This window comes from Streptomyces sp. NPDC002701, from assembly GCF_042889045.1.
Lineage (GTDB): Bacteria > Actinomycetota > Actinomycetes > Streptomycetales > Streptomycetaceae > Streptomyces.
In genome coordinates, this window is sequence record NZ_JBIAQL010000011.1 from 43,726 (window position 1) to 62,134 (window position 18,409).

An 18,409-nucleotide genomic window follows, 5' to 3' on the forward strand; every position below is an offset into this window, starting at 1 on the left:
CTCAGACGCTACGGGGCGGCAGCGGCAACGGCAGCCCGGGTAGGCCGTCCAGGCTGCTCCGCACATGCTCCTTCTTCTCGAAGTACGCGTTCAGCGAGACGTCGTCCTCGCGCGCGAAGCGCTTCGCGTGCAGGTCGCGGTCCTCGTCGTACGACATGAACGGCACCGCGTAGCCGCAGGTGTCGCGGACGAGTTCGGCCGGCACCACGATGATCGCCCGCAGGCCGTGCGGTACCGGGTCGATGTCCGGGAAACGGGCGAGGAGTTCCCCGAAGCGCGGGTCGTCGCGGAAGACCGGTTCACCCCGGCCGTGGACACGGACGATGTTCGGCGGGCCCTGGAAGGCGCACCACATCAGGGTGATCCGCCCGTTCTCCCGCAGGTGCGCGATGGTCTCGGCGTTGCTGCCTGCAAAGTCCAGGTAGGCGACGGTGAGATCGTCGAGGACGACGAAGGAACCGGTCAGTCCCTTGGGGGAGAGGTTGACCGTGCCGTCGCCCGACAGGGGGGCGGTCGCGGTGAAGAAGAGGGGCTGCGCCTCGATGAACGTACGCAGGCGGCCGTCTATGCGCTCATACGTCTTTCCCATGGTCAGCGATTATCGCCGCAAGTCTTTCGCCTGTCTAAGGATTTGCGCTCCCCGCGCCATGGGCGGAGACCCTTGGGCCGGGACCCGTGGCCGGGTTGGCGCACGGGTCCCGGGTTTCGCCCCGGCCGGCGCGCGGGGCGCCCGTGGGGGGAGTGGGCTACTTGTTCAGCGTGCAGGGGGCGAGGGCTTCGAGGCCCTCGGGCTTTTCGGCGGCGCGGCCGATGGCGGTCTCGATGCGGTTGAGTGCGGCGACGCGCTTGTCCTCCAGGGGGCCGAGGATGGCGTTCTGTACGAAGTTGGGGCCGCCCTGGCCGACGGTGTCGACGAGTCGCTTGTTGGCCTCGGCGATCTGGGTGTCCAGTTGGGCGAGGTTGCTGGTGACCTCGGCCTGGGCGGAGGCGGGGATCGCGGGCAGGCTGCCCTCCACCGCCGGGCAGCTGATCGTGCCGACGGCGCCCGCGTCCTCTCCGCCGGCGTCCGCCCCGTTACCGGTGTCCCCGGCGTCGCCCGCGTTACCGCCGGCCCCCTCCGTGGCCTCGCCGGTCGGCTCCGCGCCTGCCTCGCCGCCCCCTTCGGCCGCGCCGTCGGCGTCGAGCGTGCAGGGGGCGAGGGCTTCGAGGCCCTCGGGCTTTTCGGCGGCGCGGCCGATGGCGGTCTCGATGCGGTTGAGTGCGGCGACGCGCTTGTCCTCCAGGGGGCCGAGGATGGCGTTCTGTACGAAGTTGGGGCCGCCCTGGCCGACGGTGTCGACGAGTCGCTTGTTGGCCTCGGCGATCTGGGTGTCGAGCTGGGCGAGGTTGCTGGTGACCTCGGCCTGGGCGGAGGCGGGGATCGCGGGCAGGCTGCCTTCCACCGCCGGGCAGCTGATCGTGCCGGGCGAGGCGGCCGCCCCGGCCGCTCCGCCGTCGTTGCCGCCGGACGTCTCCCCGGCGAGGGCGGAGCCCGCGATCACCGCCCCGGACAACGCCACGGCCGCAGCGCCGCCGATGATCGCCACGCGGCGTTTGTTGTACTTCGGAAGAGCCCTGGACATGGGGGTGCCTCACTTGGGTCAGGAGTGGGTGTACAGACGCGGCGCCGGCGTTCGGGATGGAATACGGGTAAGCGGTTTCTCGTGTTCAACGGACGTGGGATTTCGTTGCCGGGACCTTCTGGATTGACGAATCATGCGAAGGTTTGCATAATCATGCATAGCGGTGAGTGTGCTGCGCCGAGCTTCGGCAGGCGGCCCCGGGTGGGCCGTCGTGAGCGGACCGTGCAGTTTCCCGCGCCCCTTCGGGGGCGCCCTCTTTCCACCAGTTCTGAGGAGTGCAGCCAGTGAGCAGCAACAGCGGTGACGTACGGCTCTGGGGCGGCCGGTTCGCCGACGGTCCCGCCGAGGCCCTGGCGAAGCTGTCCGCGTCCGTCCACTTCGACTGGCGGCTGGCGCCCTACGACATCGCCGGATCGCGGGCCCACGCGCGCGTGCTGCACAAGGCGCACCTCCTCGACGACGACGAGCTGGACCGTATGCTCGCGGGCCTCGACCGGCTGGAGGCCGCCGTCGCTGACGGCTCCTTCGTCGGCACCGTCGCCGACGAGGACGTCCACACCGCCCTGGAGCGCGGCTTGCTGGAACAGCTCGGCCCGGACCTCGGCGGCAAACTGCGCGCGGGCCGGTCACGCAACGACCAGGTCGCCACGCTCTTCCGGATGTACCTGCGCGACCACGCCCGGATCATCGGCGGCCTGCTCGCCGAACTCCAGGACGCGCTGATCGGCCTGGCCGAGGCGCACCCGGACGTCGCGATGCCCGGCCGCACCCACCTCCAGCACGCCCAGCCCGTGCTCTTCGCCCACCATGTGCTGGCCCACGCGCAGTCCCTGTCCCGGGACGCCGAACGCCTGCGGCAGTGGGACGAGCGGACCGCCGTGTCGCCGTACGGCTCCGGCGCGCTCGCCGGCAGCAGCCTCGGCCTCGACCCGGAGTCGGTCGCCAAGGACCTCGGCTTCGAGCACGGCAGCGTCGGCAACTCGATCGACGGCACGGCCTCCCGTGACTTCGCGGCCGAGTTCGCCTTCATCACCGCGATGATCGGCGTCAACCTCTCGCGGATCGCGGAGGAGGTCATCATCTGGAACACGAAGGAGTTCTCCTTCGTCACCCTCCACGACGCCTTCTCCACCGGCTCGTCGATCATGCCGCAGAAGAAGAACCCGGACATCGCGGAGCTGGCACGCGGCAAGAGCGGACGGCTGATCGGCAACCTCACCGGTCTGCTGGCGACGCTCAAGGCGCTGCCCCTCGCCTACAACCGCGACCTCCAGGAGGACAAGGAGCCGGTCTTCGACTCCTGCGACCAGCTGGAGGTCCTGCTGCCGGCCTTCACCGGGATGATGGCCACGCTGACGGTCCACCGCGAGCGCATGGAGGAGCTGGCCCCGGCCGGCTTCTCGCTCGCCACCGACATCGCCGAGTGGCTGGTCAAGCAGGGGGTGCCGTTCCGGGTCGCGCACGAGGTCGCGGGCGAGTGCGTGAAGGCGGCCGAGGCCGACGGGGTCGAGCTCGACGGGCTCACCGACGAGCAGTTCGCGAAAATCTCCGCCCACCTCACGCCCGAGGTGCGGTCCGTGCTGAACGTGCCCGGCGCGCTCGCGTCCCGCGACGGCCGCGGGGGTACCGCGCCGAGCGCGGTCGCCGTACAACTCGCCGAGGTGAAGTCGGACGTGGCGAGGCAGCACGCGTGGGCGACGGCGAAGAACGCGGACTAGGGAGGGTTGGGAGCGGCCGGTCGTGTGCTGCGGGTGCGTCGTGGTTGCTCGCGCAGTTCCCCGCGCCCCTGAAAAGCGGGGATGCGCCCCGGTTTTTCGCCTTCAGGGGCGCGGGGAACTGCGCGACAAGCCACAACGCACCCGCAGCCGCACCGGCACCGGCACCACGCGGGCCGCGCTCCCGCCGATCATCGGGTTACGTTGGTCCGACAGCCGCACCGGAGCCGACCGAAACGGAACCCGCGATGCCCTTCGCCCGACTGGCGACAGCCACCACCCCCACCCGCCACCTCGGCCTGGGCCTCGCCGCGATCGGCCGCCCCGGCTACATCAACCTCGGCCGCGACCGCGACCTCGGAGCGGACCGCAGCGTCGAGGCACTGCGCGCCCGCACCCACGAACTCCTCGACGCCGCCTACGCCCAGGGCGTGCGCTACTTCGACGCCGCCCGTTCGTACGGCCGCTCGGAGGAGTTCCTCGCCGGCTGGCTGAGCGCCCGGCCCGAGATCGACGACATCGTCGTCGGCAGCAAGTGGGGCTACACCTACACGGCCGACTGGCGCACCGACGCCGAGGCGCACGAGATCAAGGACCACGGCCTCGCCACGTACGAGAGGCAGCGCGCCGAGAGCGCCGCGCTCCTCGGTGACCGGCTCGACCTGTACCAGATCCACTCGGTGACGCCCGAGAGCCCGGCCCTGACCGACAGGGAACTGCACGCCGCCCTGGCGGAGGCGGCGGCTCGCGGCACGGCCGTCGGCTTCTCGACCAGCGGTCCCGCCCAGGCCGACGCGATCCGTGCCGCGCTCGCCGTGACCGTCGACTCGGAGCCCCTCTTCCGGACAGTCCAGGCCACGTACAACGTCCTGGACACCTCCGCCGGGCTCGCGCTCGCCGAGGCGCACGACGCCGGACTCACCGTGATCATCAAGGAGGGCATGGCCAACGGCCGTCTCGCCGGCCCGCACGCGCCGGCCGCCGTACGCGCCGTCGCCGAGGAGGCGGGCCTCGGCGCCGACGCGGTCGCTCTCGCCTTCGTCCTGCGCCGGCCCTGGGCGGGCGTCGTCCTGTCCGGCGCGGCCACCACCGACCAGCTCGCGTCGAACCTGCATGCGGCGGTGATCGACCTGGACGACGAGCAGGCCGCTCGGCTGGACACCCTGGCCGAGGAGCCGGCTGCGTACTGGGTGAAGCGCGGACAACTCCCCTGGCACTGACGGCTCCCGGGGGCTGGCGGCTGCCGGCGCCCCGACAGCCGCTCTGGCACTGAAGACTCCCGGGACCGTGAGCTTCACGCGTTCCGTGTGAGACGTCAATGTCTCACTTGGGTTATGATTGCCTCATGGCTGTCGATCGTGAACATGTGCTGCGCAGTGCCGCCGCCCTGCTGACGCGGAAGTCCACCGCGACCATGGACGAGGTCGCCAGGGCGGCCGGGATCAGCAGGGCGACCCTGCACCGGCAGTTCGCCGGACGCGATGTCCTCGTGCGGGCGCTCGAAGAGCTCGGCATCCAGGAGTGCGAGGCCGCGCTGGACGCGGCCCGCCCGGACGACGGCACCGCCCAGGAGGCCGTACGCCGTCTGGTGCGCGAGTTCGAGAGCGCCGCCGGGCTGCTCGCCTTCCTCTACACCGAGAACCAGCTGTTCGAGGGTGCGGAGCAGAACGCCGGCTGGGCCCGGATCGACGCCCGCGTCGCCGCGCTGTTCCGGCGGGGCCAGGAGAGCGGCGAGTTCCGTATCGACCTGACGCCGGCCTGGCTCACCGAGGCCCTCTACGGGCTCTGTGCCTCCGGGGCATGGGCCGTGAGCGAGGGCCGGGTGGCGGCGAAGGACTTCCGGTACATGATCGTCGAGCTGCTGCTCGGCGGCGCACTACGGAGAGAGGAATCATGACCAGCACGGTGCGGCCGGCGTTCGCGGCGGAGACGGAGAAGCGACCGGGCCGTTGGCTCGCGCTCTCCGTGCTCGTCCTCGCCGTGCTGCTGGTGGCCGTCGACGCGACCGTCCTCGGTCTCGCGACCCCCTACATCAGCGAGGACCTGCAGCCGTCCGGCACCCAGCTCCTGTGGATCGGTGACGTCTACTCGTTCGTCATCGCCGGCCTGCTGGTCTCCATGGGCAGCCTCGGTGACCGCGTCGGCCGCAAGAAGCTGCTGCTGATCGGCTCGGTCGCGTTCGGACTCACTTCCGTGCTCAACGCCTACGCGAGCACGCCCGAACTGATGATCGTGGCGCGGGCGCTGCTCGGTGTCGCGGGTGCCACGCTGATGCCCGCCACCCTCGCGCTGATCCGCAACCTCTTCCACGACCCGCGCGAACGCAGCCTCGCCATCGGCATCTGGGGTGCCACCGCCTCGGCCGGTACGGCGGTCGGTCCCGTCGTCGGCGGGTTCCTGCTGGAGCACTTCTGGTGGGGTTCCGTCTTCCTGATCAACCTGCCCGTGATGGCGGTCCTCGTCCTGGTCGGCGCCAAGCTGCTGCCTGAGTCCCGTGACCCCGAGCCCGGTCCCTGGGACCTCGCCAGTGTCGTGCTCTCCCTGGTCGGCATGATCGGCATCGTGTACGGAATCAAGGAGGCGGCCACGCACGGCCCGAACCTGACGGCGGCCGCGGCGGCACTGCTGGGCGCGGCCGCACTGTACGGCTTCGTACGCCGTCAGCTCACGCTCCCCGTCCCGCTGCTGAACATGCGGCTGTTCCGCAACCGCGGCTTCTCCGGAGCGGTGCTGGCCGACCTGCTGACCATCCTCGGTCTGTCGGGCGTGGTCTTCTTCCTCTCCCAGTACCTGCAACTCGTCCAGGGGCGAGGACCGTTGGAGGCCGGACTCGCCGAACTGCCGGCCGCGGCCGGTGCGGTGGCGGCCGGCCTGGTCGCCGGAACGTTCGCGCGCCGGTACTCGGTGCGGGCCGTCGTGGCGGGCGGTCTCGCCGCGATCGGGATCGCCCTCGGCGCACTGACGGCGCTGAGCCAGTCCACCGGCTACCCGCTCCTCGGCGCGGCCCTGCTGGTCGTCGGCGTCGGTGCGGGCTTCTCCTTCACCGTGACCGCCGACGTGATCCTCTCCAGCGTGCCCAAGGAACAGGCGGGCGCCGCGTCAGCGGTCTCCGAGACGGCCTACGAGCTGGGGGCGGCCCTCGGGATCGCCCTGCTCGGCTCGATCGTCACGGGCGTCTACGCGGGCTTCACGGCACCGGCCGGTACGCCCCCGGAGGTGGCCGACGCGGCCCACGAGTCCCTGGGCGGAGCCGTCGAGGCATCGTCGTCCCTGCCCACCCCCGAGCCACTCCTGGACGCGGCCCGCACGGCCTTCGTCGACGGCATCGCCCTGGCGGCGGGCCTGGGCGCGACGGTCCTCCTGACAGCGTCCGCCGCAGCCTGGCTACTCCTACGACACCAAACCCTGGAAACCACTCCCGAGAACCCGTAGCCCCGCGCCCCTCAAGGGCGCGGGGAACTGCGCGCCAAGCCCCAAGGCACCCGCACGGAACCCACGACGCCCACCCCCCGCCCCTCAGGGGTGCGGGGTACGGCGCGCCCAGCCCGGACGGACCGGCACGCGAAACCAATCCCGCAGACCTTCAGGGCCGCAGGCCCGCAGGGACCGCAGGTCTCCCGGGGGCGCGAGGAACTGCGCGCCCAGCCCGGACGGACCCGCACCGCAAGCCAAACCCGCAGGCGCTCAGGGACCGAAGGTCTCCAGGGGCGCGGGGAACGGCGCGCTCAGCCCCCACGAACCCGCACCCAAAAACAACCCCGCTCCGGCCCCGCCAAACCAGCAGAGCTAAGCCGCTTCCTTGGCCTTTGTGGCGTACATGTCCACATACTCCTGCCCGGACAACCGCATGACCTCGGCCATCACCGAGTCCGTCACGGCCCGCAGCACATACCGGTCACGGTCCATGCCCTCGTACCGCGAGAACTCCATCGCCTCGCCGAAACGCACGGTGACCTTCCCGGGGCGGGGGAAACCCGCGCCGCCGGGCTGGATCTTGTCCGTGCCGATGATGGCGAACGGCACGACGGGCGCGCCCGTCATCATCGCCAGCCGGGCGATACCGGTGCGGCCGCGGTACAGCCGGCCGTCGGGGGAGCGGGTGCCCTCGGGGTAGATGCTGAAGACCTTGCCCTCCTCCAGCACCCGGCGCCCGGTCATCAGCGCGGCGACCCCGCCACGTCCGCCGTCCCGGTCGACCGGGATCATGCCGCAGCCGGTGAAGAACCAGGCCATCAGCCGTCCCTTGAAGCCCTTGCCGGTGACGTACTCGTCCTTGCCGATGAAGAAGACCTGACGGTCGCAGAACAGCGGCATGATCATCGAGTCGATGAACGTGAGATGGTTGCCGGCGAGGATGACCGGGCCCGTGCCCGGGATGTGCTCCGCACCCTCCACCCGTGGGCGGAACATCAGGCGCATGATCGGTCCGAGCACTGCCTTGATGAGCGCGAAGCGGGACAACGGGCCCTCCGGTGTCAAGGGGTGAGTTATGAGTCTGTGCAGGTGAGGACGATACTCGCGGGTGCCGGGATCTCGCACATCGGGTTCACCGAGTGGATACGCAGTGTTGACCCTCGTTCACCTGCGGTGGCGCCCTGTGACGCGGCCGTCACCGCACGGGACGATGTGACGAAATCCGCACGTGTTAGCCCTCTTGGGCCTAGTTCCCCCCGGGAGAGCAGCAAACTTCCCTACCTGTCCCGGAGCGGCCCACCCGCCGGACATCCACCGTCACCCACGTGTTCCGTCCAAGCTCTCCCACCCGTCACCCGGGCGCACCTACGATCAGTCCCGCTTTGACAGGTGCAGGGCAGTATGCGGAGGAGCGCTCATGAGCACGCACGGCACGCAGGAGACGCAAGGGCCCGACGAGGGCCGGGCGGGGACCACCCCGGGCCGGCGCGCGCTGCTCGGAGCCGCGGTGCTCGGCGCAGGCGGAGCGGTCCTCGGACTGCCGGCCACGGCGAGAGCCGGCGAGAAGCACGGAAGCGGCGACTACCGGAGCCTGCCCAGGCCGACCATCGTCGGGCACCGCGGAGCCAGCGGCTACCGCCCCGAGCACACGCTCGGCGCGTACCAGCTGGCCCTCGACATGGGCGCGCACGTCGTCGAGGCGGGCGACCTGGTGCCCACCAAGGACGGCCATCTCGTGTGCCGCCACGAGCCCGAGATCGGCGGGACGACGGACGTCGCCGCGCACGCCGAGTTCGCCGACCGCAAGAAGACCAAGCTGCTCGACGGGGTCTCCACCACCGGATGGTTCACCGAGGACTTCACGCTCGCCGAGCTGAAGACCCTCCGCGCCAAGGAGCGCATCCCGGCCAACCGCCCGCACAACACGCTCTACGACGGCCGCTGGGAGATCCCCACCTTCGAGGAGGTGCTGCGCTGGCGGGACGAGCAGAGCAGGAAGCGCGGCAGGCAGGTCTGGATCTACCCCGAGCTCAAGCACCCCACCTACTTCCGCAAGCTGGGCCTCGGCCTGGAGGAGCGGGTCGCCAAGGTGCTGCGCCGGCACGGCCTGGACAAGAAGAACTCGCCCGTCATCCTCCAGTCCTTCGAGCCGACCAGCGTCCAGCGCCTGAACAAGCTGGTGGACAACCCGCTCGTGGTGCTCCTGTCCGCCGCGAACACCCGCCCCTGGGACTTCGTGGAGACGGGCGACCCGCGTACGGTCGCCGACCTGGTCAAGCCCGCCGGCCTGAAGTGGATCGCCTCGTACGCGCAGGGCATCGGGCCGACCCTCGACCTCGTCATCCCGCAGGACGCGAGCGGCAACCTCACCACGCCGACCACCCTGGTCCGGGACGCGCACGCCGTGGGCCTGATCCTGCACCCGTACACGATGCGCAACGAGAACCCCTTCCTGCCCGCGAACTTCCGCAAGGGCACCGACGCGGACGCCTACGGTGACGTCTTCGGTGCCTTCAAGGCGTACTTCGCGACCGGTATCGACGGGGTCTTCACCGACAACCCGGACACCGGCGTCCTGGCCCGTGAGGACTTCCTCAACGGCTGAACCGGCCCGCGCACCGCGCGTCAACAGCGGTGCCGCCGACCCCGGTTGGGGTGACGGACGGCCGCCCGGGCAACCCCGTGCCGGGGCGGTCGCGTCGTGGCGCATATGACCCACGAGATGGTTGACACCTTGCGCCCCCTGCTCGCCGCCGAGGCATCGGCCGAGGCATATGCCACCGGAACCGAGTCCGGCGACCTGGAGCAGGCCGTCTGGCTGCGCCTCCTGGAGCGCCTCGGCACGGACGGGCCACCCGCGGATCCCGCCGCCTGGCTGCGCGGAGCCGTCCGCTTCGAGGCCCGGCGCGCCGGGCGGACAGCGCGCTTCGAACGGCCGTACGCGTCCGAGCCCGCCGACGAGAGCCGATCGGACCCCGAACAACTCGCGCTCGGTGCCGCCCGCCGCCGGGCCCTGCACTCCGCCGTACGACGGCTGCCGGGCCGCTGCCCGCGCCTCATGGCCGCTCTGCTGTCCCCGCAGGACCTCACCTACCGGGAGATCGCGCGGGAGTTGGGTATCTCACAGGGAAGTCTCGGTCCGGAACGTTCCAGATGCCTGGGATGTCTGCGCCGAATGCTGACGTCGGAGGTTGCGGCGCCTGAACCACGGGGATAGGAGTGAGGGACAACCGGCGGAACAGGTGAGCGGGAGGCATGCACACATGGGCATGAGCGTGACCATCTCGGCGGCGACCGAACAGGACGCCGAACAGATCCTCAAACTGCAGTTCCTCTGCTACCAGAGCGAGGCCGAGCTGTACGGCGACTACAGCATCGAACCGCTCACCCAGCCGCTGGACTCCCTCAAGGCGGAGCTGGCCGAGGGCACGGTCCTGGTGGCCCGGCTCCGGAACGAGGTGGTGGCCTCCGTGCGGGGTGCCGTGGGGGCGGATGGCACGGCCCGTATCGACAAACTGATCGTCCATCCGCGGATGCAGCGGCACGGGCTGGGCGGGCGGCTTCTCGACGCCATCGAGTCGCGGCTCGCGGCGGACGCCGGCGCGAAGAGCTTCCAGCTCTTCACCGGGCACCGCAGTGAGCACAATCTGCGGCTGTACCGGAAGCACGGGTACGAGGCCGTGTCCACGGAGCGGGTGGACGAGCGGCTCAGTCTGGTGACGCTCGCCAAGGATGTGCGGGCGGGGGCGTTCGTGGCCAGCGCGTAGCGCTCCGCTGGGTGGCGTGGGTGTCTGTGGGGCGCGTTGTGGCTGGTCGCGCAGTTCCTCGCGCCCCTTGAAAGATTGCGCCGTTCCCCGCGCCCCTAAAAGATTGCGGCCCTCGGGACTGCGGTTCTCAGGGCTGTGGCTCTAAAGGGCTGGTGTTCTGGGGGTGCGGAGCCAGGACATTGCTGTGATCGGGAGCAGGACCGGGATGAACAGGTAGCCCATTCCGTAGTCCGACCAGACCGTGGCGTCGGGGAAGGCGGCGGGGTCGGCCAGGGTCCAGGTGCCGACGGTCAGGACGCCCGCGAGTTCGGCGGCGCAGCACACCAGTGCCGCCCTGCGGGCCCGCTCGCCGCCCCGCACGAGCGAGTAGGTGATGAAGCCGTACACGAGGCCGGCCACGGCCGACAGCGAGTAGGCGAGCGGCGCCTTGTCGAACTCGGTGGCGATCTGTACGGCCGAGCGCGACACGGCGCCGACGACCATCACGCCGTACAGCCAGACCAGCAGCATGCCCGGACCGGCGACGAGCCGTGTCCGGCCGCCGGGGGACGCGGGCTCCCGCACGGGCTCCCGCACCGGTTCCTGAGCGGGCTCCGCCATCTCAGCCCCTCCAGATGTCATAGAGCCGTACCTGCAGCACCGCGAGCACCACACCGCCCGCCGCGACCGTGATCGAACCCCAGCGGGTGCGCTCCGCCAGCGACATGAAGCCCGCCGCCGGGACGCACGCGAAGGAGCCGACGAGGTACGACACGAAGATCGTCGTGCCCTGCGCCGGCTTCTCGCCGCGGGCCAGCTGGACCACACCGACCACGAGCTGGACGAGGGCGAGCAGGGTCACCACGGCCATACCGATGAAGTGCCAGTCCTTGGTCGGCTGGTCCCGGTAGGCGGCCCAGCCGCACCAGGCGGCGAGCGCGAGCGCGGCGACGGCGGTCGCGACCGTCAGGGCAACAAGCATGCCGTGACCCTATTACGGGCCAAAAGGCCCGGCGTCCTCGCCCCCGGAGTGCCCCGTAGGGTCGAGGGCATGAAGATCCGAGCCGAAGCCCTGCTGTTCGACAACGACGGAACGCTCGTCTCGTCCCTCGAGTCGGTGCACCGGTGCTGGAGCAGGTGGGCCGGGGAGTACGGGATCACCGCCGAGGAGTTCGCCCGGGTCGAGCTGCACGGCCGCCCGGCCGCCGAGATAGCCGCCGACCTGCTGCCCGCCGCCAGGGTGCCGGAAGCCGTCGTACGCATCGAGCAGCTGGAGGTGGCGGACGTCGCGGGCGGTGTGCACCTGCTGCCGGGGACGCGGGCACTGCTCGACTCGCTGCCCGCCGACCGCTGGGCCGTCGTCACCTCCGCCACCCGCCGGCTGGCCGAGGCCCGGCTGGGCGAGGTCGGCATCCGCCCCAAGAACCTGGTCGCCGCCGACGACATCACCCGCGGCAAACCCGACCCCGAGCCGTTCCTGCTCGCGGCCCGGCGGCTCGGCGTGGACCCGGCCCGCTGTGTCGTCTTCGAGGACGCTCCCGCGGGTCTGCAGGCAGGTCGCGCGGCCGGCATGACCACCGTGGCATTGACCACAACCCACCGGGCCGCCGAGCTGACCGCGGACGTGGTGGTGGAGGACCTGTCGGCCGTGTCCGCGCTGGTCGCCGACGGGGGAGTGGAGATCTCCGTCAGGAGCTGACCGCAGTCCACCGCTGTCCGGCATGCGGACAGCGGTTCCCGGTCCCGCGTACGCGTCTGCTTTACTTTCCTCATGACCACGACGAGCAGCCGCACCCTTGCGACCGAGGCGACCATGACGCCCGGTGCTCGCTGTATGTGTCGAATGTGCGCCTTCTAGAGGGCCCCCGCACCACCCCCTGCCTCGCGCCCCGAAGCGAGTCCGCTCACGTCTGCCCGTACGCCCCGTTCGTACGCGACTGAGCCTGCCCCGCGCACGCCGTTTCGCCGAAGCCCGGCCCTCGACGCCACCGCGTGAACGACCGTGCCGCGTTCGACCGAATGCACCCGTGCCCGGCGCACACCCACGCCCGCACTCGACAGTGACGGAAACCCCAGTGATCACGACAACAGACCTGACCAAGGTCTACCGCTCACGCGGCCGTGAGGTCACCGCCCTGGACGGCGTCGATCTGCACGTCCGCGAAGGCGAGGTGTACGGCGTCATCGGTCAGTCCGGCGCCGGCAAGTCCTCCCTCATCCGCTGCGTGAACCTCCTCGAGCGCCCCACCGCCGGCACCGTGACCGTCGCCGGACAGGACCTCACGGCCCTCGCCGGGCGCGGCCCGCGTGCCGGCAAGGAGCTGCGGAAGGCGCGCAGCCGCATCGGCATGGTCTTCCAGCACTTCAACCTGCTGTCCTCGCGGACGGTCCAGGAGAACGTCGAACTGCCGCTGGAGATCCTCGGGAAGTCGGGCAGGGAGCGTTCGAGCAGGGCGCTGGAACTGCTCGACCTGGTCGGTCTCACCGACAAGGCCAAGGCATACCCCGCCCAGCTCTCCGGCGGCCAGAAGCAGCGCGTCGGCATCGCCCGTGCCCTGGCGGGAGATCCGAAGGTGCTCCTCTCCGACGAGGCGACCAGCGCCCTGGACCCCGAGACGACCCGTTCGATCCTCCACCTGCTGCGCGACCTGAACCGCCGGCTGGGCCTGACCGTCCTGCTCATCACGCACGAGATGGACGTCGTCAAGACCATCTGCGACTCGGCCGCGCTCATGGAGAACGGGCGGATCGTCGAGTCCGGCACCGTCAGCGAGCTGCTCGCCACCCCCGGCTCCGAGCTGGCCGCCGCGCTCTTCCCGGTGAGCGGCGACGCCTTCGCCGACGACCGCACGGTCATCGACATCACCTTCCACGGCGACGCGGCGGGCCGGCCGGTCATCTCGCAGCTATCCCGCACGTACAACATCGACATCTCGATCCTCGGCGCCGCGATGGACACCGTCGGGGGCAGGCAGGTCGGCCGCATGCGCATCGAACTGCCCGGGGGCTACGAGGACAACGTGGTGCCTATCGGCTTCCTGCGCGAGCAGGGCCTGCAGCTCGAACTCGTCGGAGCGGCGGCCGAGGCGTCCCTGCTGGTGAAGGAAGGTGCCAAGTGACCTGGTCCGAGATGCAGCCGCTGCTGGAGCAGGCGTGTTGGGACACCCTCTACATGGTCGGCTGGTCGACGGTCATCGCCGTCGTCGGCGGCCTGCCGCTGGGCATCCTGCTGGTCCTCACCGACCGCGGCGGCCTGCTGCAGAACACCGTGCTGAACAAGGTCATCGGGCAGGTCGTGAACATCGCCCGCTCGATGCCGTTCATCATCCTGATGGTCGCGCTGATGGGCTTCACCCGGTCCATCACCGGCACCACCATCGGCCGTGAGGCCGCCATCGTGCCGCTCGCGATCGGCGCGATCCCGTTCTTCGCCCGTCTGGTCGAGACGGCCGTCCGCGAGGTGGACGGCGGTCTCGTCGAGGCCGTGCAGGCGATGGGCGGCAACACCTGGACGGTCGTCCGCCGGGTGCTCGTCCCCGAGTCGCTCCCGTCGCTGATCTCCAGCACCACCACGACGATCGTCGCCCTCATCGGCTACTCCGCGATGGCCGGCACCGTCGGCGCGGGCGGCCTCGGCGACATCGCCATCCGCTACGGCTACCAGCGCTTCGAGACCGAACTGATGTGGATCACCGTGGGCATCCTCGCCGTGGTCATCTCCCTCATCCAGTTCGCCGGCGACCACGCCGCGCGGGGGCTGCACCGGCGCGGCGGCGGGTCGGGGTCCGCCCCGCGGCTCAGGCTGCTGAAGACCGGCGCCCCGGCGCACTCCGGCTCCCGGGCGTCCGACGGCGCCGCTGCCGGGGACTCCCCCGCCGAAGCCGCCCCGGCCGACGTCAGCAAGGTCGCCTAGGCAAGCCGGGCGCCGCTCCCGTACGGCCACCTCTCCCGCAGATGTCCCCGCACCACCCTTCGCGGGGTCGCCCAGCCCATCAGGAAAGGCACTTTTCGTGCGTAACACCGCCAAGATCACCACTGCTGTCCTCGCCACCGGAGCCCTCACCCTGGGCCTCACGGCCTGCGGCTCGGACAAGGACTCCGGGTCCGGCTCCGACGCGGGCGGCCCGCTGATCGTCGCCGCCAGCCCCGTTCCCCACGCCGAGATCCTCACCTATGTGAAGGACAACCTGGCCAAGGACGCGGGACTCGACCTCCAGGTCAAGGAGTTCACGGACTACGTCCTGCCGAACACCGCGACCGAGGACGGCTCGGTCGGCGCCAACTACTTCCAGAACCAGCCGTACCTCGACGACTTCAACAAGAAGAACGGCACCCACATCGCGCCCGTCGTCACGGTGCACCTGGAGCCCCTCGGCCTCTACTCCAACAAGATCGAGAAGGCCGACGAGCTGAAGAGCGGCGCGACGGTCGCCGTCCCGAACGACACGGTCAACGAGGCACGGGCGCTCAAGCTCCTCGACGCCAACGGGATCATCGAGCTGAAGGACGGCGCGGGCAACGACGCGACCCCGAAGGACATCGCGAAGAACCCGAAGAACCTCAAGTTCAAGGAGCTGGAGGCAGCCCAGACCCCGCGTTCCCTGGACGACGTCGACGCCGCGGTGATCAACGGCAACTACGCCATCGAGTCCGACCTCAAGCCCGCCGACGACGCCCTCGTCCTGGAGTCCGCGGACAACAACCCCTACGGCAACTTCCTCGCCGTCAAGGAGGGCAACGAGGACGACCCGCGCGTCAAGAAGCTCGCGAAGCTCCTGACCTCCCCCGAGGTCAAGAAGTTCATCGAGGACAAGTACGCCGGTTCCGTCATCGCGTCGTTCTGACGCCGCCGTCCCTCCGCTCCGACACCTTGAGGAAGACCGACGATGCGTAAGCCCGTCACCTCCGCGGCCGTCGCCGCACTGGCCCTCGGCCTCGCCCTGACCGCCTGCGGCGCGCAGGACGAGGGCTCCGGCGGCGGAGGTGACGGCGGCGCGCTGATCGTCGGCGCCACCGCGGTCCCGGCCGGCGAGGTCCTCTCGTACATCGAGAAGGACCTCGCCGCGAAGAACGGGCTCGACCTGGAGATCAAGGAGTTCACGGACTACGTCCTGCCGAACACCGCGCTCCAGGAGGGCTCGCTCGACGCGAACCTCTACCAGAACGAGCCCTACCTGGACGACTTCAACGAGTCCAAGGGCACCGACCTGGTCCCGGTCGTGGACGTGTACCTGCCGCCCATGGGCGTGTACTCCAAGAAGGTCCAGGACGTCGCCGACCTCCCCGACGGGGCCACCGTCGCGGTGCCCAACGACACCACCAACGAGGGCCGCGCCCTGAAGCTGCTTGCCTCCGAGGGCGTCATCACGCTCAAGGACGGCGCGGGCACGACCGCGTCCCCGGCGGACATCACGAGGAACCCGAAGAACCTCAGGTTCAAGGAGCTCGAACCGGCGCAGCTGCCGCGCTCCCTGGACGACGTGGCCGTCGCGGTCATCAACAACAACTACGCCCAGGACGCGGGCCTCAGCCCCGCCGACGACGCCGTCCTGCTGGAGTCCGCGAAGAACAACCCGTACGCGAACCTCCTCGCCGTGAGAAGGGGCGACGAGGACGACCCGCGGGTGCGCAAGCTCGCCGAGCTCCTGACCTCCGACCAGGTGCGGACGTTCATCCAGGACACGTACAAGGGATCGGTGCTGCCGGTCGCTTCCGGCTGACGCCGTCCGGCCTCGGGCCCGGCACTTCCGGCCGACGCCGTTCCCGCTGTGTCACGGTGTCGACTCATCGACAAGGAGCCGGCTCCGTGGTGCAGTTCGGGGCCCTCATGCTGCATGCTGGGCAGTTCAGCTGGCCCGACGGTCCCTGATGGTTACGGAGCGGCGCATGACGAACACCTTCCCTGACATCTCCCTGAACACGGAGCGGTTGGTGCTGCGCCCTCTCGAGGACGACGACATTCCTGCCTTCACCGAAATGATGAACGACGAGCAGGTCGCCGCCTGGACCTCCGTACCGCAGCCCTTCACCGAGTCCGCCGCCCGCGCCTGGATCGACCGGCATGCGCCCTCGACGCGCACCTCGGGCCGCGGACTCGACCTCGCCGTCATAGAGTTCCTCACCCAGCGCCTGGTCGGCGTCATCCAGCTGGGCAACACGGATTGGCATGTCCGCTCCACGGAGCTCTCGTACATCATCGCCCCCTGGGCGCGCGGCGAGGGCTACGCCTCCGAGGCGTCGCTCGCCACCGCCCAATGGCTGTTCAACGACCAGAAGTTCGAGCGTCTCGAACTGCGCACCGCGGCGGACAACACCGCCGCCCAGCAGGTCGCGCAGAAGATCGGCTGCATCAGCGAGGGCGTCCTGCGCGGTGCCTGTATAGCGCGCACCCGCACGGAGGACGGGCGCTGGGAAGACCTGCGCACCGACTTCATCGTGTGGGGCCTGCTCACCGAGGACATCGAGGGCATCGCCGAGCAGCTCGCCGACACCGGCGGCTTCACCTCATACTCCGACTGGAACTGAACCGCAAGGGGGCACCGACCCCCGCCCGCACTCCCGGACGTCACGGGGTACGCTCACGGGGCTCCGCACGCCTGTCCGGCGGCCGCACGCCCACCTGACGACCTGCGACGACTCCAGGAGACTGACAACGATGGCCGACCGGGTCACGGTGATCGGCTGGGACGGCTCGCCGCTGACCGACGCGGCGCGCTCGGCTCTCGGCGCCGCCACACTGGTGGCAGGCGCGGGACACCATCTGCTCCTCCCCGAGGTGCCCCCGGACGCCGAGCGCATCCGGCTCGGCAGCGTCGCCCTCGCGGCCCGCCGCGTCGCCGCCCACCGCGGCACGGCCGTCGTCCTCGCCGACGGCGACCCCGCCTTCTTCGGCGTCGTACGCACCCTGCGCGCCCCCGAGTTCGGCCTGGAGGTCGAGGTCGTCCCCGCCGTCTCGTCCGTGGCCGCCGCCTTCGCCCGCGCCGGGATGCCCTGGGACGACGCACAGGTGGTCGTCGCACACCGGCGCACCCTGCGACGCGCGGTGAACGTGTGCCGGGCCCACACCAAGGTCGCCGTCCTCACCTCACCCGGCGCCGGCCCCGCCGAACTGGGTCTGCTCCTCGACGGGGTCCACCGCACCTTCGTCATCTGCGAGGAACTCGGCACCGAACGCGAGCGGGTCTCGGTCCTCACCTCCGACAAGGTCGCCGACCACACCTGGCGCGACCCGAACGTCGTCATCGTCATGGGCGGCCCCGTCACGTCCTCCGAGGACGGCGGCTGGATCGCCGGCCGCGACCCGGGCACCGGCCCGCGCGGCTGGGCGCTCCCCGACGACGTGTACGGCGACGAGCTCGGCGAGGGCGAGACCGAGGTGCTGCGCGCCGCCCAACTCGCCCGCCTGGGTCCGCGGATCGGCGACCTCGTCTGGGACATCGGGTCCGGCAGCGGCGCCTTCGCCACGGAGGCCGCGCGCTGCGGCGCCGCCGTCATCGCCGTCGACCGCGACCCGGACGCCTGCGCCCGCACGACGGCCACCGCCCGCCGCTTCGGCGTCCAGCTCCAGATCACGCACGGCAGCGCGCCGTACATCCTGGAGAACCTCCCCGAACCCGACGTCGTACGCGTCGGGGGCGGCGGCGCCGCGGTCGTCTCCGCCGTGGCCGACCGGCGCCCCGAGCGGATCGTCACGCACGCCGCGACCCGCGACGCCGCCGAACTCATCGGCAGGAACCTGACGGAGCACGGCTACCGGGTCGAGTGCGCCCTCCTGCAGTCCGTCGAGCTGGACTCCCGCACCTGGACGGAGAAGGAACGGAGCGTCGCCTTCCTGCTCTCGGGAGAACGGGAACGGCGCGAATCGTCCCGCTGAGGTGCGACGGCCGCCGCCGGCGGGTCACGGCCCGGCAGC

The 18,409-nt window shown here is 70.8% G+C and carries 19 protein-coding genes; 14 read left to right on the forward strand and 5 right to left on the reverse strand.

The window, feature by feature from the left end; translation table 11 throughout:
- Position 1 precedes the first annotated feature (1 nt).
- Both ACFYXC_RS26305 and ACFYXC_RS26310 read right to left on the reverse strand, forming a co-directional pair.
- The gene (locus tag ACFYXC_RS26305) at positions 2-589 is read right to left on the reverse strand and encodes a pyridoxamine 5'-phosphate oxidase family protein (protein ID WP_389554287.1); all 588 of its coding nucleotides are present in this window, start codon (positions 587-589) and stop codon (positions 2-4) included.
- Between the two features lie 157 nt (positions 590-746).
- Positions 747-1,622, reverse strand: a complete 876-nt coding sequence (locus ACFYXC_RS26310) for a hypothetical protein (RefSeq protein WP_389554288.1) — start codon at positions 1,620-1,622, stop codon at positions 747-749.
- Between the two features lie 284 nt (positions 1,623-1,906).
- Here ACFYXC_RS26310 and argH point away from each other — a divergent pair, with 284 nt between their 5' ends.
- The 4 genes from argH to ACFYXC_RS26330 all read left to right on the forward strand — a co-directional run bounded on the left by argH (position 1,907) and on the right by ACFYXC_RS26330 (position 6,769).
- A complete protein-coding gene (argH, locus tag ACFYXC_RS26315; RefSeq protein ID WP_388918031.1) occupies positions 1,907-3,340 on the forward strand; it encodes an argininosuccinate lyase in 1,434 nt (477 codons plus the stop codon).
- 245 nt (positions 3,341-3,585) lie between these two features.
- Complete coding sequence (locus tag ACFYXC_RS26320) at positions 3,586-4,557, forward strand: aldo/keto reductase (protein WP_389554289.1); 972 nt, start codon at positions 3,586-3,588, stop codon at positions 4,555-4,557.
- 125 nt (positions 4,558-4,682) lie between these two features.
- On the forward strand, positions 4,683-5,234 hold the full coding sequence (locus tag ACFYXC_RS26325) for a TetR/AcrR family transcriptional regulator (RefSeq protein ID WP_389554290.1): 552 nt from the start codon (positions 4,683-4,685) through the stop codon (positions 5,232-5,234).
- A complete protein-coding gene (locus ACFYXC_RS26330) occupies positions 5,231-6,769 on the forward strand; it encodes an MFS transporter (RefSeq protein ID WP_389554291.1) in 1,539 nt (512 codons plus the stop codon). Before ACFYXC_RS26325 ends, ACFYXC_RS26330 begins: the two co-directional genes overlap by 4 nt.
- Before the next feature lie 354 nt (positions 6,770-7,123).
- On the opposite strand, the gene ACFYXC_RS26335 is transcribed toward ACFYXC_RS26330, so the two are convergent.
- Positions 7,124-7,816, reverse strand: coding sequence for a lysophospholipid acyltransferase family protein (locus ACFYXC_RS26335; protein WP_389554292.1), 693 nt, complete (start codon positions 7,814-7,816; stop codon positions 7,124-7,126).
- A 352-nt stretch (positions 7,817-8,168) separates the two neighbouring features.
- On the opposite strand from ACFYXC_RS26335, the gene ACFYXC_RS26340 reads away from it, so the two are divergent.
- The 3 genes from ACFYXC_RS26340 to ACFYXC_RS26350 all read left to right on the forward strand — a co-directional run bounded on the left by ACFYXC_RS26340 (position 8,169) and on the right by ACFYXC_RS26350 (position 10,518).
- Positions 8,169-9,356 (forward strand): glycerophosphodiester phosphodiesterase, encoded by a 1,188-nt coding sequence (locus tag ACFYXC_RS26340; RefSeq protein WP_389554293.1) that lies wholly within the window; start codon positions 8,169-8,171, stop codon positions 9,354-9,356.
- A 105-nt stretch (positions 9,357-9,461) separates the two neighbouring features.
- Positions 9,462-9,968 carry an RNA polymerase sigma factor gene (locus ACFYXC_RS26345; protein ID WP_389554294.1) on the forward strand — a complete coding sequence of 169 codons (507 nt, stop codon included), beginning with the start codon at positions 9,462-9,464 and terminating at the stop codon, positions 9,966-9,968.
- 46 nt (positions 9,969-10,014) lie between these two features.
- Positions 10,015-10,518 (forward strand): GNAT family N-acetyltransferase, encoded by a 504-nt coding sequence (locus ACFYXC_RS26350; protein WP_388918072.1) that lies wholly within the window; start codon positions 10,015-10,017, stop codon positions 10,516-10,518.
- 141 nt (positions 10,519-10,659) lie between these two features.
- Here the strand turns inward: ACFYXC_RS26350 and ACFYXC_RS26355 are convergent, their stop codons facing one another.
- Together ACFYXC_RS26355 and ACFYXC_RS26360 are read right to left on the reverse strand one after the other, a co-directional pair.
- Complete coding sequence (locus ACFYXC_RS26355; protein ID WP_389554295.1) at positions 10,660-11,118, reverse strand: hypothetical protein; 459 nt, start codon at positions 11,116-11,118, stop codon at positions 10,660-10,662.
- A gap of 1 nt (position 11,119) precedes the next feature.
- Positions 11,120-11,479, reverse strand: a complete 360-nt coding sequence (locus tag ACFYXC_RS26360) for a hypothetical protein (RefSeq protein WP_388918078.1) — start codon at positions 11,477-11,479, stop codon at positions 11,120-11,122.
- 69 nt (positions 11,480-11,548) lie between these two features.
- On the opposite strand from ACFYXC_RS26360, the gene ACFYXC_RS26365 reads away from it, so the two are divergent.
- The 7 genes from ACFYXC_RS26365 (at position 11,549) to cbiE (ending at position 18,370) form a co-directional block, all read left to right on the forward strand.
- Entirely contained in the window at positions 11,549-12,196 is a 648-nt protein-coding gene (locus ACFYXC_RS26365) for an HAD family hydrolase (RefSeq protein WP_389554296.1), read from the forward strand.
- A gap of 376 nt (positions 12,197-12,572) precedes the next feature.
- Entirely contained in the window at positions 12,573-13,616 is a 1,044-nt protein-coding gene (locus ACFYXC_RS26370) for a methionine ABC transporter ATP-binding protein (protein WP_389554297.1), read from the forward strand.
- Complete coding sequence (locus ACFYXC_RS26375) at positions 13,613-14,410, forward strand: methionine ABC transporter permease (protein ID WP_388918089.1); 798 nt, start codon at positions 13,613-13,615, stop codon at positions 14,408-14,410. The genes ACFYXC_RS26370 and ACFYXC_RS26375 overlap by 4 nt, the downstream gene beginning before the upstream one ends.
- A gap of 97 nt (positions 14,411-14,507) precedes the next feature.
- Positions 14,508-15,341 carry a MetQ/NlpA family ABC transporter substrate-binding protein gene (locus ACFYXC_RS26380; RefSeq protein WP_389554298.1) on the forward strand — a complete coding sequence of 278 codons (834 nt, stop codon included), beginning with the start codon at positions 14,508-14,510 and terminating at the stop codon, positions 15,339-15,341.
- Between the two features lie 42 nt (positions 15,342-15,383).
- Complete coding sequence (locus ACFYXC_RS26385; protein ID WP_389554299.1) at positions 15,384-16,217, forward strand: MetQ/NlpA family ABC transporter substrate-binding protein; 834 nt, start codon at positions 15,384-15,386, stop codon at positions 16,215-16,217.
- Between the two features lie 166 nt (positions 16,218-16,383).
- The gene (locus ACFYXC_RS26390) at positions 16,384-17,022 is read left to right on the forward strand and encodes a GNAT family N-acetyltransferase (RefSeq protein WP_388918097.1); all 639 of its coding nucleotides are present in this window, start codon (positions 16,384-16,386) and stop codon (positions 17,020-17,022) included.
- 130 nt (positions 17,023-17,152) lie between these two features.
- Positions 17,153-18,370, forward strand: a complete 1,218-nt coding sequence (gene cbiE / locus ACFYXC_RS26395) for a precorrin-6y C5,15-methyltransferase (decarboxylating) subunit CbiE (protein ID WP_388918100.1) — start codon at positions 17,153-17,155, stop codon at positions 18,368-18,370.
- Positions 18,371-18,409: the final 39 nt, after the last annotated feature.